The organism is Marinobacter orientalis, assembly GCF_004792665.1.
Taxonomy (GTDB): domain Bacteria; phylum Pseudomonadota; class Gammaproteobacteria; order Pseudomonadales; family Oleiphilaceae; genus Marinobacter; species Marinobacter orientalis.
This window is the reverse complement of record NZ_SRZX01000011.1, coordinates 1-23,505: the sequence shown is the minus strand read 5'-3', so window position 1 is coordinate 23,505 and position 23,505 is coordinate 1. Positions and strand designations below refer to the sequence as shown.

Below are 23,505 nucleotides of genomic sequence, written 5' to 3'. Positions count from 1 at the left end.
TCAGGGCGATTTTATGGCGAGCATGGATACAAAATTGAAGCACTGATACCACACCAGAACCTGGCTGAACCCGGCACTCTCCAGACGCTGCCTGTGTGCCGCCAGAGTTTCCGGGATCAGCACCTGCTCCAGAGCGGATCGCTTCTGGCTGATTTCCAGATCGGAGTAGCCGTTGGCTCGCTTGAATTCATGATGAAGCTGCGTCTGTATGGCCTGCTCCTCCGCTGATTCAAAGCGGATCTTTTCGGAAAGGATCAGCACACCGCCAGGCAGGGTGGCGTCGGCGATGCGCCTCATCAGTTCCGCCCGCCTTTCTGGTTCCACGAACTGCAGGGTGAAATTGAGGGTGGTGACCGAGGCGTTGTCGAGTTCGGTATCGAGAATATCTTCACATCGCAGGGAAACCGGTAGCGGGTGGTCGTCCAGGGCAATGTAATGCTCGCAGCGTTCGATCATTGCGGCCGAGTTGTCGACACCGGTGAGGATGCAGTCGCGGTCACCGATGCCATGGCGCATCGCCAGTGTCGAAGCGCCCAGGGAACAACCGAGGTCGTAACAGTGACTGCCGGGGCGCGCGTACTGTTCGGTAATCACCTCAATCATCGGAACAATGGTGGTGTAACCGGGAACCGAACGCCGGATCATGTCCGGGAATACCCGGGCTACGGAGGCGTCGAAACGAAACTCGCCGGTTTCCCGTTCACTGGCAAACAGCCGGTCCAGCGCCTGTCCCGGCTTTGTGTTCCTGTCACCCATTGTCCGCCGGCTCCTGGCTCTCATCCGCAGGGCTGTCGTTTGCCGGCGCCGGACTGTTGCTGACCGGTCGCGGACCACGGCTGCAGCGCACGCCCCGGTTTTTATAATCGACAAGAATGCCGCGGAAGTCCGGATCCACATCGGCCGCAATGGCCAGATAACCCTGTTCACAGACGGCATGAAGCTCTGATGATTTGGGCGACATGCGGAATTCCTCTCCCGGCTTGATGTGAACTGCCTCGAACTCACCGACTGGCACATGGTCCTTGTTGTCGGAATGATCAATTCTGCCGCTGGCCTCCAGCACGATAACGGTCACGATAATGGTGCCAATGGCTGTTGCGATCAGGCTGCGTATCGTGAATCTGGCCTCACTCTGGCTCATCAACGGGTCTCCGCTCTGTCGGTTTTGCCGGCCTTAATACTGGCCGGGAACGTTAATGGAAGGGGCCTGTAACGCTGCGAGCTGTTCCCGTAGCGACAGGATCTGGTCGGACCAGAAACGGGGCTGGGCAAACCAGGGGAAGAAGCGGGGAAATGCGGGATCATCCCAGCGTTTGGCGAGCCAGGTGCAGTGAGAGATCTGCCGGTAACAGCGCAGAGGTTCGATCAGGTGTCGCTCGCGGCGATTGAAGTCGCGGAACATCTCATAGCCTTCCAGCAATTCGCCGAACTGCTGGCCGCGCTCAATGTCATCGCCATTCAGCAGCAGCCAGAGGTCCTGGATGGCAGGCCCGGTGCGACAATCGTCCAGATCGACAAACAGCATCTGCTCCTCGCGACAGAGGATGTTGCCACCATGGCAGTCGCCGTGCAGTCTCAGAGAGTGGACCTCGCCGGCTTCATCGATCCGGCGGGCGCAATGGTCCACCAGGTCAGGGATCAGCGAGTCCCACGCCGGGCGGAGATCATCGGGGACCCAATGGTTCTCGATCAGAAAACGATGGTTGTCCTCGATGCCGGAGAGTACGTCCATAACCGGACGATGGCTGAAACTGGCGGTGTCACCAATATTGTGAAGCTGGCCCAGCCACTGGCCAAGGCGGTAAAGAGTGTCGGTTACGCTGGTATCGGGGGCCTGTCCGCCCCGCTGGGGGAACACAGCAAACAGGAATTCGTCGCAGCGGCCCAGGGTGTCGCCGGAGGGCATTACCATGGGGGCCACCACCGGAATGTCTGCCGCCAGCAGTTGCGCGGTAAATTCGTGCTCTTCACGAATCTGTGCTTCGCTCCAGCGCCCCGGGCGGTAAAACTTGGTAATGACCGGTGGCCTGTCTTCAATGCCGATCTGGTAAACACGGTTTTCATAACTGTTGAGGGCGAACAGCCGACCGTTAACCGTGAATCCCGCGCCCTCCATGGCATCGAGGATTTTATCGGGTTTGAGGGCATCGTATGGATGGCTTGAAATCTCGGTCATAAGTAAGGTCTAGCGCCTCGAACTTTGTTGGGCCTGCATTTTTGCAAGGTGGTACCAGTTTTCGTCCAGCTCCCAGCGAACCCGGTCCACGCCGGCAGCGCTGAGGACGATATCCCCGGCTCTGGCCTGGACCTGGGCCAGTTCACGTTCCGCCCTTTGCCAGTCCCGGTGGTTATCGCTCAGGTTGCGCATGCTGGGAAAAATAGTGCTCAGCGCATCATGGGTGGATGTCCGGTGTGATCGCAGGGAGCTCATAATGGCGGTGCTTCCCTCCACTCTCAACACTCTGTGCTGATAGGGATACTCGGCCACCATGTCGTCAGCCTTCAGCTGCTGGTTGAGGCTGATCACCTCAAAGCCACGCCAGCCAAGCCAGCCGACAAATATGGCGGCCACCACCATTACAATTATAAACTGCTTCCTGTCAGACATCGTTTACTGCTCCGTGCACGTGTTTCCTGGAGCAAGTATAACGTTTTTGGGGCCGCTACCGTAACGCGATTCGGGCAAACTCCCCCAGACAACTCAGGTAACTGGAATTCCGATGACGGACAGGGAAATACTGCAGACAGACACAGTAGTGATCGGCGCCGGTATTGTCGGCCTCGCGGTGGCCAGAAAGCTGGCCATGCAGGGCGGCGAGGTGCTGGTGCTGGAAGCCAGTGGGCACTTCGGAGAGGGGCTGTCATCCCGTAACAGCGAGGTTATCCATGCCGGCATCTACTATCCGGATAACTCCGTCAAGGCGAGACTGTGTGTTCGCGGCCGGCATCTACTCTATGACTTCTGCCGCCAGCGCCATATCGGCCACCGTAAAACCGGCAAATGGATTGTCGCCCGTGGCCAGGCGCAACAGGATACGCTTGCCAACATAGGCCGGCAGGCCGGGCGCAACGGCGTTGAACTGCAGAGGGTGACCCGAAAGAGGCTGAAGGAAGCGTTGCCGGGGGTCGCCGCGGAAGAGGCGCTGTATTCTCCGCAAACCGGTATTGTGGATAGTCACGGGGTCATGGTGTCGCTGCTGGGCGAGCTTGAGGATCATGGTGGCCAGCTTGTCTGTCACGCACCGGTAGAGCACGCGGTCAGCGATGGCCGCCAGCATCGCTTGTGGGTCGGCGGACAGGCGCCGTGTGAGCTGGTGGCCCGGCGTGTGGTGAACGCAGCCGGCCTGGAGGCGGTCCCGCTGGCGACCCACTGGCACGGTGCTGCCGGCGTGGTTGTGCCGCAGCAATGGCTGGCCCGCGGGGTCTATTTCAGCTATTCCGGCCACCATCCGTTCACTTCGCTCATCTATCCGGTCCCGGAGCCAGGTGGCCTTGGCGTACATCTGACTCTGGATCTGGCCGGCCAGGCCCGGTTCGGGCCGGACGTTGAATGGATAGAGTCGGTGGATTTCTCGGTGGACCCGGGGCGGGCACGGGTGTTTGCCGAGGGTATCCGCCAATGGTGGCCCGATCTGGATGAAAGTCGCCTGCAGCCAGCCTACGCCGGCATTCGTCCGAAACTGGCGGGGCCGGATGGCGGGTTTGCGGATTTCCGCATTGATGGCGAGCAGGATCATGGCATTCCGGGGCTGGTCCATCTGTTCGGCATCGAGTCCCCCGGTCTGACAGCTTGCCTGGCGATTGCCGACGAAGTCGCTGAAAAGCTGGGTGACTGAGTTTCTGCCGGTCAGCCCGGAGTTCTTGCCAATGCCCAGACCTGAACATCCGTCGCACCAGCGATCTGCAGCACTTCGGCCAGGCGACGTGCGGTGGCGCCGGTGGTCACTACATCATCGACAATGGCCACCCTTGCAGGCGGTATGGCAGTAACCTGATAAATGCCCCGCAGGTTGGCCAGTCGTTGTTCCCGGTTCAGGCCACGCTGAGGGCGGGTTTGCCGGCTTCTTGTCACCAGATCCGTGGTCCAGGGTATAGCGGAACGTTTGCTGATCTGCTCGGCAATATCCGCGGCCTGATTGAATCCCCGTCTGCGACGGCGAGCCGGATGCATGGGGCTGGCTACCAGCAGATCCGGCCGTAGTTCCGGGTCGGCTTCCAGAACTGCTATCAGATGATCTGCAAAATCGTTGATAAGCGGCCGGGCAAACGCTCGCTGGCCGTTGTATTTATAGCGCTGGATCATGCCGTCGACCGGGAAGCGGTAACGCCAGGGCGCAATCACCCGGCTGAACGGCGGGGGGGCCTGCAGGCACTGGCCGCAGAGAGTCTCGTCGCCGGCGAACGCCAGGGGCAGGGCGCAGCAACGGCAGTGCCAGTGGTTGACAGGCAAATCCTCCCGACAGGGTGCGCAGAGCCCGAAGTGGGCATCAGGCTCGAGGCAGGCAATGCACTGGCCGCCAGCGGCAGGCAGAAGGCCCCGGATACCTTGTATGGATTCGCGAATCCATTCTCCGCTGTTAACCTTTGGTGTTAACAAGGTTGACAGCGATCTCAGTCCCTTTATCATCTGTTTCATCCGTAAACCAGAATCCCGGTAAAGTTAACAGGACTGAATCATGACTGCCACCCCGCTCTCCGCTGCGCTTTCCAGCGTACCCCGTCACGACTGGACCATGCAGGAAGCCCGTGCACTGTTCGAGCTGCCATTCAACGATCTGATATTCCGCGCCCAGGGTGTCCATCGTGAACATTTCGATCCCAACGAGGTTCAGATCAGCACACTGCTGTCCATCAAGACCGGTGCCTGCCCGGAGGACTGCAAATACTGCCCCCAGAGCGGTCACTACAACACCGGCCTGGAAAAGGAAAAGCTGCTGGAAATTGAAAAAGTGGTCGCCGAGGCGAAAGCAGCCAGATCAAAAGGCGCGTCCCGATTCTGTATGGGCGCGGCCTGGCGCAGCCCTTCGAAAAAAGATATGGGCTACGTGGTGGACATGGTGCGGCAGGTAAAATCCCTGGGACTGGAAACCTGTATGACCCTCGGCATGCTGCAGCAGGAGCAGGCCGATGAGCTGGCGGAAGCGGGGCTGGATTACTACAACCACAACCTCGATACGTCCGAGAAGTACTACAGCCACATCATCACCACCCGCACTTACCAGGACCGGCTGGACACTCTGGAGAATGTCCGCAACGCGGGCATGAAAGTCTGCTGCGGCGGAATTGTAGGCATGGGTGAAGACCCGGACGACCGGGTTGGCCTGCTGGTGCAACTGGCGAACCTGCCCCATCACCCCGAGAGTGTCCCGGTGAATATGCTGGTGAAGGTGCCGGGCACGCCAATGGAGAAGGTGGAAGATCTGGACCCGTTCGATTTTATCCGTACCATCGCGGTTGCCCGCATTATGATGCCCGCTTCCCACGTGCGCCTGTCTGCGGGCCGGGAGAACATGAACGAGCAGATGCAGTCGCTGTGCTTCCTGGCCGGAGCCAACTCGATTTTCTACGGCGAAAAACTGCTGACTACCGCCAACCCGGAAGCCGATGCCGACCGTGAGCTGTTTGACCGCCTCGGTATCCGCCCCGAACTGCGGCAGCAGGCCTGTTCTGAGCAGGCAGCGGAAGAGGCGATTACCGAGGCCGTGGAATATGAGCAGACCCGCCACATGTTCTACGATGCCACCCGCGAATCCGCTTGAGCGGGTCGTTGCCGGTGAGAGCTGATCATGCGTGACTTTGCAGCCGAACTTGAAAACCGTAAGCAGGCGGGGCTTTATCGTACCCGCCGGCTGATCAGCGGGCCCCAGCAACCGGAACTGGTTTCCGACGGTGTGCCGCTGTTGTCTTTCTGCAGTAACGACTACCTTGGCCTGGCGAGCCACCCGGATATTATCCGCGCCGCTACCGATGCCATGCCCGGCACAGGTCTGGGTGGCGCATCATCCCATCTGATCTGCGGCCATCATGATGCCCACCACCAGCTGGAAGCCAGGCTGGCAGCATTTACCGGGCGCAGTTCGGCGCTGTTCTTCTCCACCGGTTATATGGCCAATATGGGGGTCATATCCGCACTGGCGGGCCGTGGTGATACTATCTTCTCGGATCGACTGAATCATGCTTCCATTATTGATGGCTGTATTCTGAGCCGCGCAACGGTGCGGCGCTATCCCCACGCCGACATGAGCGCGCTGGCCGGTATGCTTGCCAGCACCGGTGGTCACAAACTCGTTGTGACGGATGGTGTGTTCAGCATGGACGGGGACATCGCGCCGCTGAAGGAGCTTGCAGTTCTGTGCCGGGAACACGACGCCCTGCTGGTGGTGGATGATGCCCATGGCGTGGGCGTTGTCGGGCCCCATGGACGCGGCAGCGTGGCCGAGCTGGGGTTATCGGAAGAGGATGTACCGGTTCTGATCGGCACGCTCGGCAAGGCCATTGGCACCAGTGGCGCCTTTGTGGCCGGCCCGAAACTATTGACGGATTACCTGGTTCAGAAGGCCCGTACCTACATCTACACCACCGCCATGCCTCCTGCCATCGCCCTTGCCACCTGCGCCAGCCTCGACCTGATTGAGCGTGAAGACAGTCGTCGCAGCCACTTGCAGTCGCTGGTCCGTGATTTCCGCCGGGGAGCCTCTGCGCTGGGCTATGAACTGATGCCGTCGCGCACCCCGATTCAGCCGATCATGGTTGGCGATAACTGGTCTGCGCTTGCCCTGAGCCAGGCCCTGGAACAGCAAGGACTGTTGGTGACAGCCATCAGGCCGCCTTCCGTTCCCGATGGCGAGGCCCGCTTGCGGGTGACCTTCAGTGCCGGCCATTCGACAGCGGATCTGGAAAAGCTTCTGGCCGCGCTTGCGGAATGCCGCACCCTCGTGGCCGGGCCGGACACAGAAGCCGTATGACCCAGCCCGCTGACCTGCCGCCTGCCACACTGATATAGGAGTTCTATTGGCCATGGCCAGAAAGAGTTATTTTGTGACAGGTACTGACACCGGCGTTGGCAAGACCATGGTTTCAGCGGCCATTCTGGAGGCAGCAGCGTCACTTGGAAAACGTACGCTGGCGATGAAACCGGTGGCCTCCGGCTGTGAGGAAACGCCTGAAGGGCTGCGCAATGAAGATGCGCTGATACTGATGGAGGCCATGTCGGAGTCCCTGGCCTACGACCAGGTCAATCCGGTAGCACTGAAGCCGGCCATTGCGCCCCACGTGGCGGCAGCTCAAGCCGGCCGTACTATAATGGCTGAACGCCTGGTGGGATTGTGCCGCGGCCTGCAGATGCGCCCGGCGGATCTGCTGCTGGTCGAGGGCGCCGGTGGCTGGCGGGTGCCGCTCAATGACCGCGAAACCTATGCCGCTATGCCCGGGGCGCTGAAAATGCCGGTAATCCTGGTGGTGGCCCTCAGGCTTGGTTGCATCAACCACGCCCTGCTGACCGCCGAAGCCATCCGCCGTGACGGGCTGGCCATTGCCGGTTGGGTTGCAAACCGGCCGGTTGCAGAGATCATGGGCTGTGAGCAGGAAACCCTGGAATATCTGCTTAATCATCTGGCGGCCCCTTGCCTGGGTGTTCTGCCATGGCAGGAGGATGCAGACCCCAGAACCCTGTCAACTGGCCTGAATGTGGATTGTCTGTTTGAAAATTGACCGGAAATGTGGCCTACTTGAGTCAATTAATGGTCATTGGACAACGCAGTTATGATCAACAATACATTAGGATTGGGTATCCAGGGCATACAGAACGGCATCCAGGGAATGGAAAACGCCGCCCGCCAGATTGCCCGGGGTGGCGCTGATGGTCCTCGAGGTACCGCGGAGGGTGCCGGCGGGCTGCTTGAGCCGGTCATTGACCTCAAACTTTATGAGCGCAGTGTTGAAGCCTCGGCACAGGTGGTGAAGACCGCCGATGAGACTCTCGGCACCCTTCTGGATATAAAGGCCTGAACCCGCTTGGGTCGCGACCGCCCGGTCGCTAATCAGGGCTACCTGATTCCCTGACATGATGATTTCGGTGTCCCTCCTTCCTGGACGCCGGTGAATCTGTCGCTGCCACCCGGAAAACCACCTCCCGGTTCATGGCAGCCGCCTGCCAGCGCGTTGTTTAACATCTTATTGTCCCGTTGCCTCCCTTCGTTGCCGTAAAGCATCACCACAAAATACAACAGAAATTTCGGGCACGGCTATTGACAATTCTGTGCCTCTAAACGTATGTTTCAAACAAGTGTTTAATTCGCAGTGCGGCAATAAATGCTGCGCCGTATGAGCAAAACCCGAGGCAGAGTGCTGTGACCATTTCGCAGCTTTGACCGAAAACCTGAGGTGGATTCCATGCCTGACTACAAAGCGCCCCTGCGTGATATCAAATTCGTAATGACCGAGCTGCTCGACAGCGAGCAGCACTACGCCAATCTGGAAGGCGCTGAAGATGCGACTCCGGATATGGTCGATGCCATTATCGGGGAAGGTGCCAAATTCTGTGAACAGGTACTGTCTCCACTGAACCGCGTCGGCGACAAGGAGGGCTGCACCTGGAGCGAAGACGGGGTGAAAACACCGACCGGCTTCAAGGAAGCCTACCAGCAGTACGTAGAGGGCGGCTGGCCTTCGATGACGGCTGATCCCAACTACGGGGGCCAGGGCCTGCCCAGCTCTCTCGGTCTGGTGATGAGCGAAATGGTGGGTACCGCCAACTGGTCATTTGGCATGTATCCGGGCCTGAGCCACGGTGCGACCAATACCATCGAAGAGCATGGTACCGAAGAGCAGAAGCAGACCTACCTCACCAGGCTGATCAGCGGCGAGTGGACAGGCACCATGTGTCTGACCGAGCCCCACTGCGGCTCTGACCTGGGCACCCTGCGGACCAAGGCCGAGCCCAACGCCGACGGCACCTATGCCATTACCGGAACCAAAATCTTCATTTCTGCCGGTGAGCACGACATGGCCGGGAACATTGTCCATATCGTACTGGCACGTCTGCCCGGTGCTCCGGAAGGTACCAAGGGTATTTCCCTGTTTATCGTACCCAAGCTGCTGCCGAATGAAGACGGCTCTGCCGGTGAGCGCAATGCGGTTTCCTGTGGTTCCATCGAACACAAGATGGGCATCCATGGCAACGCCACCTGCGTGATGAACTTTGACGGTGCCAGGGGCTGGCTGATCGGGCCGGAAAACAGGGGCCTGAACTGTATGTTCACATTCATGAACGTTGCCCGTATCGGTACTGCTATCCAGGGCCTGGGCGCGGCCGAACTGGGCTTACAGGGCTCCGTGACCTATGCCAAGGACCGTCTGGCCATGCGCTCGCTGAGCGGGCCCAAGAATCCCGAAGGCATAGCGGACCCGATCATCGTTCATCCTGATGTGCGTCGCATGCTGCTGACCCAGAAAGCCGTGGCCGAAGGTGCTCGCGCCCTGATTTACCTGACAGCGCAGCAGGCTGATATTGTCCAGAGAGGCAAGACCGGGGAAGAACGCAAGGCCGCAGACGAAGCCCTGGGCTTCCTGACACCCATTGCCAAGGCCTTCCTGACCGAGATTGGCTATGAAGCGGCCAACCTGGGCATGCAGGTGTATGGTGGTCACGGTTTCATCTCAGAGTGGGGCATGGAGCAGAACGTCCGTGACGCCCGCATCGGTATGATCTACGAGGGTACCACCGGTATCCAGGCGCTGGATCTTCTCGGTCGAAAGGTTCTGATGACCCAGGGTGAGTCTCTGAAGGGCTTTACCAGACAGGTTCACGTGTTCTGCAAGGAAAACGCCGACAACGAGCAGCTCAGGGAATTCATCGAGCCGCTGACAGCCCTCAACAAGGAATGGGGCGATCTGACCATGAAGATCGGTATGACCGCCATGAAGAACCGTGAGGAAGTGGGTGCCGCCTCGGTGGATTACCTGATGTACTCCGGCTACGCCGTGTTTGCCTACCTGTGGGCGCGTATGGCCAAGGTGGCGCAGGACAGGATGGAGGAAGGAACCACTGAAGAAATGTTCTACAACGCCAAGATCCAGACAGCTCGCTTCTACTTCAAGCGTATGCTGCCGCGCACCAGGGGACATGCTGAGAGCATGCTGGCCGGTGCCGACAGCCTGATGGACATGCCGGAAGAAGCCTTCGCCCTGTAAGGCGGGTTTCCGGGAACCGAGAAAGCCCGCTCTCCCAGGAGGCGGGCTTTTTTCATGGATTGGCCGCCGGTACCTCATGAGTTGGGGGCGTCATTAGGGTAGAATAAACCACCATAAAAAATAACCGAGCGGACACATAGCCGAGGAAGTGAGCAGGGCCACAGGCCCGCGTTTGTTCACTTCGCAGACTGACTGAATTGTGGAGAGTTTTAGATGGCTGATTATCAGGCACCTTTACGTGACATGCGCTTTGTCCTGAACGAAGTTTTCGACGCACCGGCCCTGTGGGCGTCGCTGCCGAAAGTGGCGGAGAACGTTGATCCGGACACCGCCGACGCCATCCTGGAAGAGGCGGGGAAAATTACCAGTGGTGTGCTGGCTCCCCTGAATCGCGAGGGTGACGAACAGGGTTGCAAGTGGAATGATGGCGAAGTGTCCACACCGGAAGGTTTCCGTGAGGCTTACCAGACCATCGTTGAGGGTGGCTGGGTCGGTTTGGGTGGCAACCCGGAATTCGGTGGCATGGGCATGCCGAAAACACTGGTGGCCCAGTTCGAGGAAATGATGCAGGCGGCCAATATGGCCTTTGGCCTTGCCCCCATGCTGACCGCAGGTGCCTGCCTGGCCCTGGACGCTCATGGCAGTCAGGAGCTCAAGGAAAAGTACCTGCCTAACATGTACTCCGGAGTCTGGTCAGGGGCCATGGATCTGACCGAGCCCCATGCAGGTACTGACCTGGGTATCATCCGCACCAAAGCCCAGCCTAACGACGATGGCTCCTTCAGGGTGACTGGTACCAAGATTTTTATCACCTGGGGCGAGCACGACATGGCGGAGAACATTATCCATCTTGTGCTGGCCAAGCTGCCCGACGCGCCCAGGGGACCCAAGGGTATCTCGATGTTCCTGGTGCCCAAGTTTGAAGTAAATGAGGATGGTTCACTCGGTGAGCGCAACAGCCTGAGCTGCGGCTCCCTCGAGAAAAAGATGGGCATCAAGGGCTCCGCCACCTGTGTGATGAACTTCGATGGTGCCAGGGGCTGGCTGGTTGGCGAGGAGAACAAAGGCCTGGCCGCCATGTTCACCATGATGAACTATGAACGCCTGGGTGTCGGCGTCCAGGGCATTGGCGCTGCCGAAGCCTCCCTGCAGAGTGCCCGCGAATATGCCCTGGAACGTATCCAGAGCCGTGCTCCTAGCGGTGCCCAACAGCCTGAAAAAGCCGCTGACCCGATTCTGGTTCACCCCGACGTGCGCCGCATGCTGCTGACCATGAAAGGTTATGTGGAAGGCGGTCGCGCTTTCTCTACCTACGTGGCCAAGTGGCTGGATATCTCCAAGTATTCGGAAGACCAGCAGCGACGAAAACATGCCGAAGGCATGGTGGCACTGCTGACTCCGGTGGCAAAAGCCTTCCTCACCGATCGTGGCCTGGATGCCTGTATCATGGGCCAGCAGGTTTTCGGCGGCCACGGCTTTATCCGCGAGTGGGGCCAGGAGCAGCTGGTTCGCGACTGCCGTATCACCCAGATCTACGAAGGCACCAACGGCATCCAGGCGCTGGACCTGATGGGCCGGAAGGTCGTCGGCACCCAGGGCAGACTGTATGAACTGTTTGCCGAGGATGTCGCCACATTCATCGAAGAGAACAGCGGCGACGAAACCCTGCGTCCCTTCCTTGAGCCGCTGGCAGCCGCCTTCGAGCGTCTGTCTGATGTGACCGAGCATGTGATCAGTCAGGCTGGCGACAATCCCGATGCGGTCGGTGCGGCTTCGGTTGATTACCTGGACCTGTTCGGCCTGACCGCCCTGGGTTATATGTGGGCAAAAATGGTAAAGGCAGCGGCTCCGAAAGCGGAAGGTGATACCTCCGGCTTCTACACCGGCAAGATGAAGACTGCGCGTTTCTACTTCGATCGCCTGTTACCGAAGACAGTTGCGCTCGCCGAGGGCATCCGCAGTGGTAGCGGCTCCATGATGGCGCTGACGGCCGAGGAATTCTGATCCTTCCGGGACAAAATGGTGAGTTGAAAAGGCAGGCTCCATAAAGTAACCGGGGCCTGCCTTTTTCATGGGCGAGGATATTGCGTCAGAGATTTTCCAGTCTGCCGGGTTCCAGTACGAAGGAGTTTTCGTTGCCCTGGATCTCGGCGACCTGGCGATGACGGGTCAGTTCCCGGTCATCCGGAGGATCCATCCGGTTCCAGCTTTTGAATACCCCGCTAGCTCCCGCCCAGGGCAGGTCATAGGTATCAACCATGTAGGCGACGGTTCTGGCGACGTCGCCTTTTACACGGTGCGGAGGCTCAAAGAACTGGGCGCTTTCACGAATGTCACATTCATCCGGCTTGCCGGTCGAGCCCAGTTCCTCGTAACGGGCATTGCGCCGCCTCATTTCGATACGATTGCGAACCGGCACCATGTTGTGAAGGTCAGAAGCAATTTGCCGGTATCGGTCGTGGTTGGCACACTGGCTCGTCGTGCCACAATCAAGGGCGCTGCGGACCTGAGCCAGCGGGTAGATGTAACCCTCCGTCAGCAAGAAACCCTTGCTGGTGAAGGGGGTTTCACAAAAGAAGGAGGTTCCGCCCCGGGCGTGGAGCTTCCCCCAGAATTCGTTCTGGACCACCGTTTCCGGGTCGCTGAAGCGGGTGTTCTGGCTACTGACCAGCGAGGAAGCGAGCAATACGGAGAGGGTTAACAGGAAGACGGTCAGAGTTTTCATAGGCCATTTGTACCTCCCGGTGTTCAGAAGTGGCTTTGCTGATGGGCCATGAATGGGTGCTCGATGGCCGGGTCAGGCAGGAAAATGACGCTTCATTCACTTCCAATGAGAAGTATGGCACAGAGGCCCTTTTTGAAAAGAGCCTGCTGGTGGGTATTTGTAGCAATCTGTTAACCGGTTTACACTTTACTTGAGCCGGCTACGGATACTCTGGTAGCCGGACTTGAGGTCTTCGCCAAGCTTGTGGGCAGTCTGGCGCGCCTCTTTTGACGCATCATCAGCGTCATGCAGAACGCTGTCGAGCTTGCCGCGAAAACGCTCCCAGTCCTTTTCCAGGTCATCCCATTCGTCTCTCACGTCTTCCCTGGCCAGATGCATCTGTACCCGGGCTTCGTCACGATACTGTTTTATCTTTTCCGACAGCTGCTTCAGATCATCCTGGAAACTCATATCACACACCTCCTTTGATGGCTTGAAGACTATACCATGCTACCGAACGTGAAAAACTGTCAAGCGGGACTGGCGCGGATCGCGATGGTTTTGATATGGATCAGGCGGGCCTGGCCAGCAGGGTGATCATGTCCTGCAGGTGATGCCAGGGAGACAGGCTGTCAAAGCCCTTGGCGGCACGATCAGTGGCACTGCAAAGCTCCAGCGCTGTCATAAGCTGGCGGCGGTTCAGGCGCCTGGCCGCCTGCTCTACGGCTTTCGCGCGCTGCGGCTGGAACACCCCCCGCTTTTTCAGGAAACCGGCAGTGTTCTCGCGTTTGGCTGTAGCAATGTTCAGTTCCATGGTCAGGTTCAGATCCCGGGAGAGCACAGTCAAAAGACCCAGCGGGTTTTCACCTTCCTGCTGCAGTACACCGATGATTTTCCGGGCATGGGTGGCTCTGCCAGCAAGCAGTTCCGTTACCAGCTCGAACCCGTTAAAGCGGGAGCTGTCCTGAACAGCCTGCTCCACCATTTCTTCGTCAATGGTAGTACCGGAGCCCAGCAGCGCCAGGCGGTCCAGTTCCTGGCTTGCAGCCAGCAGGTTGCCCTCCAGGCGTTCCGCAAGCATCGCCAGGGCACCACGGGTCAGGCTGAGGCCATGATTGCGGGCCCGTTGTTGCAGCCATCCCGAAAACCTGTCCGCATCAATGGGCCACACCGGCACATGCACGCCCTGGTTCTGGAGTTCCTTGTACCATTTGCGGCGGGTTTCAGCCGCATCGAGGCGGGCACTGATCAACAGCAGGATGATGTCATCCGATGGATTCTGCAGCGTGCTCTCCATAACCGCGCGGCCATCCCCGAGCTTGCCTGTGGGAAGGTGTATTTCAATGCGGCGCTTTTCGGCGAACAGTGAGAGCGCGCCGAGTTCCTCGCCGACCCTGTTCCAGTCCAGTTGCTGGTCCGCGTGGAAGGTAACCCGGTCTTCAAAGCCGGCCTCACGGGCAGCCTTGCGGACCTGGTCGCAGCATTCCTGAACCAGCAATGGCTCATCCCCCGATATCAGATAGACCGGGGACAGGCCTTTCTGCAGTAGCTGGGGCAACTGGTGCGCCTGCGTCTTCATGACGAGGGCTCAGGGTCTTCGCTGCGGGCCTCTTCCGCTTCCCGCCGCATGCGTTCAATGCGTTCTTCGTCGATCGGGGCCAGGCGAAAGATGATCTGTTGTGCCAGGCGATCGTAGAGCTTTTGCTGCAAATCGTCCTCTTCCCGTTGTTTGGCCAGCACGTTGGATTCGTCGTAGCGAAACGTTTCACTGCTTGTAAGTCTGGCCGGCTCAATCAGCGGGATGTTGTCTGCGGTGATTACTTCGATGTCAACGGCATGTCGCAGGGTAATCTCGTCGGCAGCTGCACGGACGGTGATGGCACTGGCTCTCCGATCCTGGCTGAAGTTACGGATTTTGAGCACAAAATCCGCCTCGGCAGCCGCTTTCAGCTCAATCCGGCCGAGCTCCAATTGCTCCTGAACCCCGTTGCAAAGTTGTTCCGGCACATTAGCCGCGCAATTCACGGCCAATGGCTGTAAAGCTGATGACACCGGTGGTGCGCCCCGTAGCTGGAATCCGCACCCTGCAACCAGCAGGGCCAGGAGTGTTACCGCCACAGGACGCATCAGTGAACCGGCCGCCGGTTGCATATCAGTTGGCCACCACGTTGACCAGTTTGCCCGGCACAACGATAACCTTGCGAACGGTCTTGCCTTCGGTAAAGCGAATGACATTTTCGTTTTTCAGGGCGAGGTCTTCCAGGGCGTCTTTTTCAATGTCCGCCGGAACGTCCGCCTTGGCCCGCACCTTGCCGTTTACCTGAAGCACAATCTGGATTTCGCTGCGAATCATGGCGTCCTTGTCGGCGGTGGGCCAGGAGGCGTCCACAATTGGCTCTTCGTGCCCCAATGCCTGCCATAGCTGGTGGCAGATATGCGGAACAATGGGCGATAGCATGAGCACGGCGGTATCCAGGGCTTCCTGTCGCACGGCACGGCTTTGCGGCTCGTCGTCGCCCAGTTTGCCAGCTTCGTTCAACAGCTCCATGACCGCGGCAATGGAGGTGTTGAACGTCAGCCGGCGGCTGATGTCGTCACTGACCTTGGCGATGGTTTCGTGGGTTTTACGGCGAAGGTTGCGCTGGCCCTCGTCAAGGTTGGCGCTGTCCAGGGTCGGAGTCGTGCCGTTCGCGGTGTGCTCGCTGACCATACGCCACAGGCGCTTGAGGAAACGGTGGGCACCCTCAACGCCGCTGTCGGACCATTCCAGTGACTGCTCCGGAGGCGCGGCGAACATCATGAACAGGCGAACAGTGTCGGCACCGTGCTCGTCAATGATGGCCTGCGGGTCAATACCGTTATTCTTGGACTTGGACATCTTGGTCACACCACCGGACACCACCGGCTGTCCGTCGTCCTTATGAACGGCACCAATAATCTGGCCTTTGTCGTCCTTTTCGGTGATCACATCCGCAGGGGATATCCATACCTTGCCGCCGTTGCCGTCTTCACGGTAATAGGTCTCCGCCAGTACCATGCCCTGGCACAGCAGACGGTTAAAAGGCTCGGAGCTGTTTACCAGGCCCACGTCCCGCAGCAGTTTGTGGAAGAAACGCGCGTACAGCAGGTGCAGAATGGCATGTTCGATACCACCAATATACTGGTCGACCGGCAGCCAGTAGTTGGCGGCAGCCGGGTCCAGCATGCCCTTGTCGTAATTGGGGCTGCAGAAGCGCGCGTAATACCAGGACGACTCCATGAAGGTATCGAAAGTATCGGTTTCGAGTGTGGCAGGCTGGCCTTCATAGCTGGTTTTTGCCCACTCCGGATCTGCCTTGAGGGGTGACTGAACGCCGTCCATGGTCACGTCCTCAGGCAGGATGACCGGCAGCTGGTCGTCGGGGACGGGGCGTTCGCTGCCGTCTTCCAGGGTCATCATCGGAATCGGTGCGCCCCAGTAGCGCTGGCGCGATACGCCCCAGTCGCGGAGACGATAGTTGACCGTGCGCGTGCCGATGCCGTTCTCTTCCAGATAGTCGGCGATGGCGTCAAAGGCTTCCGCGCTGGTCAGGCCGCTGTATTTGCCGGACGACACCAGGATGCCCTTCTCGGTGAAAGCTTCTTCCTGGGTATCGATCTCGCGATTATCAGCGGGCGCGATAACCTGTTTGATCGGCAGCCGGTATTTGATGGCGAATTCGTGGTCCCGATCATCATGAGCAGGCACTGCCATAAGTGCGCCGGTGCCGTATTCCATCAGCACGAAATTGGCGACGTAAACCGGAATCTCTTCCAGGGTCAGCGGATGGATGGCCTTGTAGCCGGTATCGATGCCCTTTTTTTCCATTGTCGCCATATCGGCTTCGGCAACCTTGCTGTTGCGGCACTGCTCGACAAATTCTGCGACTTCCCGGTAACGCTCGGACGCGGTTTTGGCAATGGGGTGTTCTGCCGCTACCGCCATATAGGTCACCCCCATCAAGGTGTCCGGACGGGTGGTATAGACGTCCAGCGCATCGTCACGGCCCTTGAGCGGGAAATACAGCTCGGTACCGATGGATTTGCCGATCCAGTTGCGCTGCATGGTCTTGACCTGTTCGGGCCAGTCTTCCAGCTCGTCCAGATCGTTCAGCAGTTCTTCTGCGTAGTCGGTGATACGGATAAACCACTGGGGGATTTTCTTCTGCTCGACCAGGGCGCCCGAGCGCCAGCCGCGACCGTCAACCACCTGTTCGTTGGCCAGCACGGTCTGATCGATGGGGTCCCAGTTAACGGTGGACATTTTTTTGTACACCAGGCCTTTCTCGTACAGGCGGGCAAAGAACCACTGCTCCCAGCGATAGTAGTCCGGCTTGCAGGTGGCCAGCTCGCGGTTCCAGTCGTAACCGAAGCCCAGTTGTTTGAGCTGGTTTTTCATGTAGGCAATATTGGCGTGCGTCCACTTTGCCGGCGCGGTCTTGTTGGCAATGGCGGCGTTCTCGGCAGGCAGGCCGAAAGCGTCCCAGCCCATGGGCTGCATGACGTTTTTACCCTGCATGCGCTGGTAGCGGGAAATCACGTCGCCGATGGTGTAGTTGCGTACGTGCCCCATGTGCAGTTTGCCGCTGGGGTAGGGGAACATGGACAGGCAATAATATTTGGGCTTGCCCGGTTCTTCCTTCACCGTGAAGGTGTTATTTTCTTCCCAGTAGGTGCGGGCTTGCTGTTCAACATCGCGGGGATTGTATTGCTGGTCCATTCCTGCCATTACCAAAGTTACCCTGTATCAAAAAAGATGTGCGAAGCGGCCGGACATTCTAACGCACACAAGGCTTAACAGGTAGTCTGCCAATTTTCTGATACTGTGCCATGCTTGTTGTTATGGTGAAGGGCAAAGCGGGTATGGCTGCCCAGGGCACGCTGTAAATACGTCCCTGTACGCTTGACAAAAACATCCATGTTTTTGACATCCCTGGGCAGCCATACCCGCTCTGCCCCCGGCCCTTGGGAGTCAGATTTTCAGGGCCACTGCCAATGTTTGGTGCCGGGGTGTGGGTGGCGTTTGTGGGACTGTCTGCAGCAGGGATGCTGCAGTCAAGCTTACAGGGACGTATTCACAGCGTGTCCTGCAAACGCCACGCACACCCCGGCGCTGCACCTTTAACTCGGTAAAAGGAGCTGTCATGACCGAACCAGAACGCAATCATCTCTCAGGCAAGGCCCTTGAGGCCTACGACCGCATGCTGGAACGGGTCCAGTCCCGGCTCAGTGAGATGGAGGAAACCACCCGCGATACCCTGGAAGAGGAAATCGAACGGGCGGTGGAATATGAGTACGAACTGAAAGAGATGACCCGTGAAGAGGCAGACCTGCTGGGTGCGTACCTGAAACGGGATCTGGAACACCTGCTGCATTTCGTGGAGGAAACCGGCGAAGGTCTGAAGGAATGGTTGCAACTGGATATCTCGCTGCTGGAGCACCAGTTGGCAGATATGCTGTTTTCGGTAGCGGACAAGACCAAAGTAGACACACTTGAACTGAACCAGAAACTCGAGAAGCACGCACCCAGTCAGTACATCAGCGGCGAAGTGGCAACGGCCGGCATGTTCAAATGCCTCAACTGCGGCCACATGCGCTGCCTGACGGCAACCAGCCACCTGGAACCCTGCGAAGCCTGCGGCTCCCACTACTACGAGCGCGTAACCAGCCGCTGGCCCCGTAAGTCGGCGTAGGCGCAGGTCGGATTAGCGAAGCGTAATCCGACAAATGGTGTCAATATCAGATCCGGTGTCGGATTACGCCTTTGGCTAATCCGACCTACCTGCTCCCGTGGCCGGGCACTCACCATGCAGGCTACCCCCGACGACAACCGGAATCAGTTCTTGGGAATCACCCGCACCCGTACAAACACAATAAGAATCGCAGCGAGCGTCAGCACCGGCCAGGAGCCGGACTGCATGTAGGGGGTGTCGCCTTCGGCGGCATAGGCTTCGCCGGTAAGCACCGCACGTTCGAACTGGGGGATGGTTTCGGTGATCTGGCCCTTGTGGTCGATGATGGCGGTGACGCCATTGTTGGTGCCGCGCAGCATGTAACGCCCGGTTTCCAGGGCCCGCATGCGGGCAATCTGCAGGTGCTGCAACGGTCCGATGGAGTCGCCGAACCAGCCATCGTTACTGATAGTCAGTAGCAGGCCGCTGTTGCGGGCATTGCGGGCAACAAAGTCAGGGTAGGCCACTTCGTAGCAGATGAAGGGCATGATATTGGTGCCATTGGCATCGAGTGGCGACTGGTCGGGCGGGCCCTGGCTGAAGCTGGACATGGGCAGGTCGAAAAAGCCGATCAGACCGCGGAGCCACTGCTGCAGGGGCACGTATTCACCGAAAGGCACCAGCTTCTGTTTGTGGTAGATACCACTGCCATTGCCGATGGCCATGATGCTGTTGTGGAAGGTGAAATCCTCTATACGCTCGCTGAAGCCATACCAGGGGATGCCGGTAATCAGAGTACTGTTTTGCCCCAGCTCCTCAGCGATGTGGTCGATGATTTTTCCGGCCTGATCCTGGGGAATGGGAATGGCGGTTTCCGGCCACAGGATCAGGTCGGTGTTCCAGTGATCTTCCGTCAGCTCCAGGTAGGCCACGATCTGGTCCCGAAGAAAATCGGGGTCCCATTTGATCTGTTGGGGGATATTGCCCTGCATCGATGCAAAGGTGGTTGGCTCTTCGTCGAGCACGGTCCACTCCGTGTTCGAGACGGCCGGTCCGGTGACCCAGGGAAGCAGTGCCACAACGGCCACGACGGCGGCGCTGGCGTAGCGGGTGCATCTGGCCAGCCACCAAAAGGCGATTATTGCTGCGCCGGACACCGTGATCCAGAAGGTGACGCCGTGAACGCCGACCAGTGGCGCAAACCCGCCCAGGGGGCCGTCAACGTGTGCAGTGCCCAGATAGAGCCAGGGAAAGCCGGTCAGCAGCCAGCCCCGGATCCAGTCCGCGAGGATCCACACCGCCGGAAACAGGATCAGCCGTCTGACGGTGCTGTCTTTGGCCAGCTTGCCCCACGCCCAGAACGCCAGGCCATGAACAAGCGCGAGTCCCGCCACAAAAACGGACGTGAGAATAATGGCCAGTGGCACCGATGTGTTGCCATGCTCACTGATGCTGACGTAAACCCAGCTCGCACCGGTACCGAACAATCCCAGGCCCACGAGCCAGCCGGCCCGAAACAGTTTTTTCGGGGCCAGTGGCAAACAGCAGAGCAGTATCAGCGCAACCGATACCGGCCCCAGCCACCACCAGTTAAACGGCGAAAATGTCAGGGTCTGCATGGCTCCGGCGATCAGCAGAGCGACGGCTCGAAGCCAGGAGTGTTCAGAGAGGGGCGATGTCAGCATGGTGGTTTGAGGCGTTGCGCTACTGGTCATCAACACGCTTTACCTGGAGCAGACGGATGACACGGTTATCGGCATTGGCAATGGTGAACTGCAGCCCGCCAAACTCAACCGACTCGCCCCGTCTGGGCAGGTGACCGAATTCCTTCAATACAACGCCACCGATGGTATCGAACTCTTCCTCGTCCAGCTCGGTCTTGAAGCATTCGTTGAAGTCCTCCACCGGCGTGACCGCCTTGACGGCATATGTGCCGTCTCCACGGGCCTTGATGTGGGTTTCTTCGTCGAAGTCGTGTTCGTCTTCAATCTCCCCGACAATCTGTTCCAGCACATCTTCGATGGTGATCAGACCGGCGGTGCCGCCGTACTCATCGACCACTATGGCCATGTGATTGCGGGTTTCCTTGAATTCCTTCAGCAACTGGTTCAGACGCTTGCTTTCCGGCACGAAGGTCGGTGGGCGCAGGATTTCGCGAATGCGGTTCCAGTTGAGGTCGTTATTCAGGGCCAGCGGGAGCAGGTCCTTGGCAAGCAGTACGCCGATCACGTCGTCCTGGCTGTCGCCAATGACAGGAAAGCGGCTGTGGGCGGATGAAATGATTTCGCCCAGGAACTCTTTCGGTTCCTGAGATGCCTTGACGGTGACCATCTGGGAACGGGGGATCATGATTTCATCCACCCGCATATCGATCACCTGCATGGCACCTTCGATGATGCTCATGGCATCGGTATCGATGATGTCCTGGGACTCGGCGTCCCGCAGGATTTCCAGCACGTCCTCTACGGACTCAGGCCCGCTGGAGAAGGCCTGTGATATACGCTCCAGCCAGGACTTGCTGCTGCCCTGACTGCGACTCGACTGATCGTCGTTCATGAGTCTTTTTCCGTTTCCTCTGTCTCGTAAGGATTGTTGAACCCGAGTTGCCCGAGCAACCGTATCTCGAGGGCTTCCATGACCTCGGCATCGCCATCGTCAATATGATCGTAGCCCTGAAGGTGCAACATACCGTGCACCACCATATGGGCCCAGTGTTCCGTCAGTGTTTTCTGCTGCTCCGCTGCCTCTTTCTCGACAACGGGGGCGCAGATAACCAGATCACCGGCCAATGGAACCGTTATACCGGCTGGCGCCTCAAATGGGAAGGACAGCACATTGGTTGGTCCCGATTTCCCGCGATACTGGCTATTCAGTTCCGCACTTTCGTCGCTGGCAACAATACGGATCGTTACCTCTGACGGATCCTCGCCCAGCCACGCTGCCTGGGCCCAGTGCTCAAAATCGGCATCTTCCGGCACGCCCGGCAGGTCAAAGGCTCGCTGCAAATCCACTGTCAGTTCACTCATGTGCCTGTGGCACTCCCGTCATCCAGGGAATCGTAGGCCTCTACAATGCGCTGAACCAGCGGATGACGTACCACGTCCCGTGACTCGAATCGTGTGAAACCGATACCGGATACCTTGCTCAAAATTCCGGCAGCGTGAATCAGGCCGGAGTTCTGGCCACGTGGCAGATCTACCTGTGTGGTATCACCGGTAATCACCGCCGTGGACCCAAAGCCGATCCGCGTCAGGAACATTTTCATCTGTTCACGGGTGGTGTTCTGGCTTTCATCCAGAATGATAAACGAATTGTTGAGCGTGCGGCCGCGCATGAACGCCAGTGGCGCAATCTCGATCACGCTCTTTTCGATCAGCCTGGTGACATGCTCAAAGCCCAGCATTTCGTAGAGCGCGTCATAAAGGGGGCGAAGGTAGGGATCCACCTTCTGGGCCAGATCGCCAGGCAGAAAGCCGAGCTTTTCGCCGGCTTCCACCGCGGGCCGGACCAGCAGGATGCGCTTCACCTGTTCGTCCTTCAGTGCCTCAACCGCGCAGGCCACCGCCAGCCAGGTCTTGCCGGTGCCGGCCGGACCGATACCAAAATTCACATCGTGGGTGCGGATGTTGTGCACGTACTTCTGCTGGTTCTCCCCCCGGGGCCTGGCCTGCAGTTTGGGAGTTTTGATAACCGTGACTTCGCCGCTGTAAGGCACTTCATCCGGCAGCCGCTCGAAGCCGGTCTCGCGGATGAACAGGTGAACCATGTCCGGCGAAATGTCGTCATTGGCCTCGGTTTCCCGGTACAGATGACGGATAACCTCGGTGGCCGCAGCCACATGCTCGGTTTCGCCCTCCACCCGGAAATGATGGCCGCGGCGGCCAATCCTGACGTTCATGCGCCGTTCGATGTGTTTCAGGTGCTCATCGAACTGGCCGCACAGCGTCGTCAGCCGGTGCTGGTCTACCGGATGCAGGTCGAATTGTCTTGAGTCGTTGGTTTTCAAACGTTCTCCGGGTTCTGGTTTGGCTCTCCCCATGGGGAGTATGCATTTCATGATTGGTACGAGTGGGCGCTGGCCGGATTTTACAAATATAAGTAGGTCGGATTAGACGAAGTCGTAATCCGACAGATATCGGGCCATTCGCAGCCCGCGGCCATTGTTGGATTGCGCTTTGCTTAATCCAACCTACTTTCTTTATTTGCAGGCCCGCTTGTACAAATACAAGTAGGTCGATGAGATGGTCTCCTCCCCTCCTAATCGGCGTCGCAATGCGCCAGGATAGGGAAGGAGATTTCCTATCAGACATGAGTGGGAGGAGACCATGACTAAGCTTACAACGATTGGCATTGATCTCGCAAAGAACACCTTTGTCCTTTACGGGCTGGGGCCGAAAGGCCAGTGCGGCTGGAAGCGCAAAGTGCGCCGCAGTCAATTGCTTGAGCAATTGGTGCGGCAGGAGCCCTGCACGGTCGCCCTGGAGGCATGTGGCAGCTCCCACTACTGGGCCCGCCAGATACAGGCATTGGGGCATGAGGTTGAGCTTTTGCCGCCACAACACGTCAAGGGGTATCTGCGAGGTCAGAAGAACGACTACAACGACGCCCAGGCCATTGCTGAGGCCTGCGAGCATGGACGGATCCGCCCGGTGCCCATCAAGAGTGCGGAGCAGCAGGATGAGCAGATGCTGCACAAGCTGCGCCAGGGAGTGAGCAAAGACCGAACCCGGATAAGCAACCAGTTGCGGGGCCTGTTGGCCGAGTATGGCGTGATCATCCCCAAGGGAATCGCAGCCTTGCGCCGGGAGCTGCCGCTGGCCCTGGCGGACGCCGACAATGCATTGACCGAGCGGGCTCGACAATTGCTGAGCCGCCAGTACCAGCATTTCATGAAGCTGGAAGAGGAACTGGCCTGGTACG

General features: G+C 58.7%; 24 protein-coding genes. 10 read left to right on the top strand and 14 right to left on the bottom strand.

Annotation, left to right across the window (positions count from 1 at the left end; all coding sequences use genetic code 11):
• From cmoA to DIT72_RS17805, 4 genes are read right to left on the bottom strand one after another with little or no spacing between them, the layout of a single operon-like run.
• Positions 1–756, bottom strand: a complete 756-nt coding sequence (cmoA, locus tag DIT72_RS17820; protein ID WP_135956588.1) for a carboxy-S-adenosyl-L-methionine synthase CmoA — start codon at positions 754–756, stop codon at positions 1–3.
• Positions 749–1,141 carry a kinase gene (locus DIT72_RS17815; protein ID WP_135956587.1) on the bottom strand — a complete coding sequence of 131 codons (393 nt, stop codon included), beginning with the start codon at positions 1,139–1,141 and terminating at the stop codon, positions 749–751. Before DIT72_RS17815 ends, cmoA begins: the two co-directional genes overlap by 8 nt.
• 33 nt (positions 1,142–1,174) lie before the next feature.
• A complete protein-coding gene (locus DIT72_RS17810) occupies positions 1,175–2,176 on the bottom strand; it encodes a serine/threonine protein kinase (protein ID WP_135956586.1) in 1,002 nt (333 codons plus the stop codon).
• Positions 2,177–2,185: 9 nt separating this feature from the next.
• A complete protein-coding gene (locus tag DIT72_RS17805) occupies positions 2,186–2,608 on the bottom strand; it encodes a hypothetical protein (RefSeq protein ID WP_135956585.1) in 423 nt (140 codons plus the stop codon).
• A 112-nt stretch (positions 2,609–2,720) separates the two neighbouring features.
• On the opposite strand from DIT72_RS17805, the gene DIT72_RS17800 reads away from it, so the two are divergent.
• Positions 2,721–3,836, top strand: coding sequence for an NAD(P)/FAD-dependent oxidoreductase (locus DIT72_RS17800; RefSeq protein ID WP_135956584.1), 1,116 nt, complete (start codon positions 2,721–2,723; stop codon positions 3,834–3,836).
• A gap of 11 nt (positions 3,837–3,847) precedes the next feature.
• On the opposite strand, the gene DIT72_RS17795 is transcribed toward DIT72_RS17800, so the two are convergent.
• Entirely contained in the window at positions 3,848–4,636 is a 789-nt protein-coding gene (locus tag DIT72_RS17795) for a ComF family protein (protein WP_228260861.1), read from the bottom strand.
• A 40-nt stretch (positions 4,637–4,676) separates the two neighbouring features.
• Between DIT72_RS17795 and bioB the strand changes: the two genes are divergently transcribed.
• From bioB to DIT72_RS17765, 6 genes are all read left to right on the top strand, one after another.
• Positions 4,677–5,759: a biotin synthase BioB gene (bioB, locus tag DIT72_RS17790; RefSeq protein ID WP_135956583.1), complete on the top strand. Its 1,083-nt coding sequence runs from the start codon at positions 4,677–4,679 to the stop codon at positions 5,757–5,759.
• Between the two features lie 27 nt (positions 5,760–5,786).
• Positions 5,787–6,965 (top strand): 8-amino-7-oxononanoate synthase, encoded by a 1,179-nt coding sequence (bioF, locus tag DIT72_RS17785; RefSeq protein ID WP_135956582.1) that lies wholly within the window; start codon positions 5,787–5,789, stop codon positions 6,963–6,965.
• Between the two features lie 52 nt (positions 6,966–7,017).
• Positions 7,018–7,710 carry a dethiobiotin synthase gene (gene bioD / locus DIT72_RS17780; protein ID WP_135956581.1) on the top strand — a complete coding sequence of 231 codons (693 nt, stop codon included), beginning with the start codon at positions 7,018–7,020 and terminating at the stop codon, positions 7,708–7,710.
• Between the two features lie 51 nt (positions 7,711–7,761).
• The gene (locus DIT72_RS17775) at positions 7,762–8,007 is read left to right on the top strand and encodes a flagellar biosynthesis protein FlgE (protein WP_135956580.1); all 246 of its coding nucleotides are present in this window, start codon (positions 7,762–7,764) and stop codon (positions 8,005–8,007) included.
• 384 nt (positions 8,008–8,391) lie between these two features.
• Complete coding sequence (locus DIT72_RS17770; protein WP_135956579.1) at positions 8,392–10,191, top strand: acyl-CoA dehydrogenase C-terminal domain-containing protein; 1,800 nt, start codon at positions 8,392–8,394, stop codon at positions 10,189–10,191.
• 213 nt (positions 10,192–10,404) lie between these two features.
• Positions 10,405–12,195, top strand: coding sequence for an acyl-CoA dehydrogenase C-terminal domain-containing protein (locus DIT72_RS17765; RefSeq protein ID WP_135956578.1), 1,791 nt, complete (start codon positions 10,405–10,407; stop codon positions 12,193–12,195).
• A gap of 85 nt (positions 12,196–12,280) precedes the next feature.
• Here the strand turns inward: DIT72_RS17765 and DIT72_RS17760 are convergent, their stop codons facing one another.
• A complete protein-coding gene (locus DIT72_RS17760; RefSeq protein ID WP_135956577.1) occupies positions 12,281–12,916 on the bottom strand; it encodes an endonuclease in 636 nt (211 codons plus the stop codon).
• A gap of 29 nt (positions 12,917–12,945) precedes the next feature.
• Between DIT72_RS17760 and DIT72_RS18310 the strand changes: the two genes are divergently transcribed.
• Positions 12,946–13,110, top strand: coding sequence for a hypothetical protein (locus tag DIT72_RS18310; RefSeq protein ID WP_168355083.1), 165 nt, complete (start codon positions 12,946–12,948; stop codon positions 13,108–13,110).
• Here the strand turns inward: DIT72_RS18310 and DIT72_RS17755 are convergent.
• The 4 genes from DIT72_RS17755 to leuS all read right to left on the bottom strand — a co-directional run bounded on the left by DIT72_RS17755 (position 13,103) and on the right by leuS (position 17,633).
• Positions 13,103–13,366 carry a hypothetical protein gene (locus tag DIT72_RS17755; RefSeq protein WP_135956576.1) on the bottom strand — a complete coding sequence of 88 codons (264 nt, stop codon included), beginning with the start codon at positions 13,364–13,366 and terminating at the stop codon, positions 13,103–13,105. The two genes, DIT72_RS18310 and DIT72_RS17755, sit on opposite strands and share 8 nt — an antisense overlap.
• Before the next feature lie 100 nt (positions 13,367–13,466).
• Positions 13,467–14,474 carry a DNA polymerase III subunit delta gene (gene holA / locus DIT72_RS17750; RefSeq protein WP_135956575.1) on the bottom strand — a complete coding sequence of 336 codons (1,008 nt, stop codon included), beginning with the start codon at positions 14,472–14,474 and terminating at the stop codon, positions 13,467–13,469.
• On the bottom strand, positions 14,471–15,046 hold the full coding sequence (locus tag DIT72_RS17745; protein WP_135956574.1) for an LPS-assembly lipoprotein LptE: 576 nt from the start codon (positions 15,044–15,046) through the stop codon (positions 14,471–14,473). Before DIT72_RS17745 ends, holA begins: the two co-directional genes overlap by 4 nt.
• 1 nt (position 15,047) lies before the next feature.
• Positions 15,048–17,633, bottom strand: a complete 2,586-nt coding sequence (gene leuS / locus DIT72_RS17740; protein WP_135956625.1) for a leucine--tRNA ligase — start codon at positions 17,631–17,633, stop codon at positions 15,048–15,050.
• Between the two features lie 424 nt (positions 17,634–18,057).
• Between leuS and DIT72_RS17735 the strand changes: the two genes are divergently transcribed.
• Complete coding sequence (locus DIT72_RS17735) at positions 18,058–18,606, top strand: zinc ribbon-containing protein (RefSeq protein ID WP_135956573.1); 549 nt, start codon at positions 18,058–18,060, stop codon at positions 18,604–18,606.
• Positions 18,607–18,749: 143 nt separating this feature from the next.
• Here DIT72_RS17735 and lnt read toward each other — a convergent pair whose 3' ends face one another.
• From lnt to DIT72_RS17715, 4 genes are read right to left on the bottom strand one after another with little or no spacing between them, the layout of a single operon-like run.
• Complete coding sequence (gene lnt / locus DIT72_RS17730) at positions 18,750–20,300, bottom strand: apolipoprotein N-acyltransferase (protein ID WP_135956572.1); 1,551 nt, start codon at positions 20,298–20,300, stop codon at positions 18,750–18,752.
• The gene (locus DIT72_RS17725; protein ID WP_135956571.1) at positions 20,290–21,141 is read right to left on the bottom strand and encodes an HlyC/CorC family transporter; all 852 of its coding nucleotides are present in this window, start codon (positions 21,139–21,141) and stop codon (positions 20,290–20,292) included. Before DIT72_RS17725 ends, lnt begins: the two co-directional genes overlap by 11 nt.
• Positions 21,138–21,611: an rRNA maturation RNase YbeY gene (ybeY, locus tag DIT72_RS17720; protein ID WP_135956570.1), complete on the bottom strand. Its 474-nt coding sequence runs from the start codon at positions 21,609–21,611 to the stop codon at positions 21,138–21,140. The genes DIT72_RS17725 and ybeY overlap by 4 nt, the downstream gene beginning before the upstream one ends.
• Entirely contained in the window at positions 21,608–22,591 is a 984-nt protein-coding gene (locus tag DIT72_RS17715; RefSeq protein WP_135956569.1) for a PhoH family protein, read from the bottom strand. The genes ybeY and DIT72_RS17715 overlap by 4 nt, the downstream gene beginning before the upstream one ends.
• A gap of 319 nt (positions 22,592–22,910) precedes the next feature.
• On the opposite strand from DIT72_RS17715, the gene DIT72_RS17710 reads away from it, so the two are divergent.
• The coding region (locus DIT72_RS17710) for an IS110 family RNA-guided transposase (RefSeq protein ID WP_135956568.1) at positions 22,911–23,505 on the top strand (595 nt) is incomplete at its 3' end.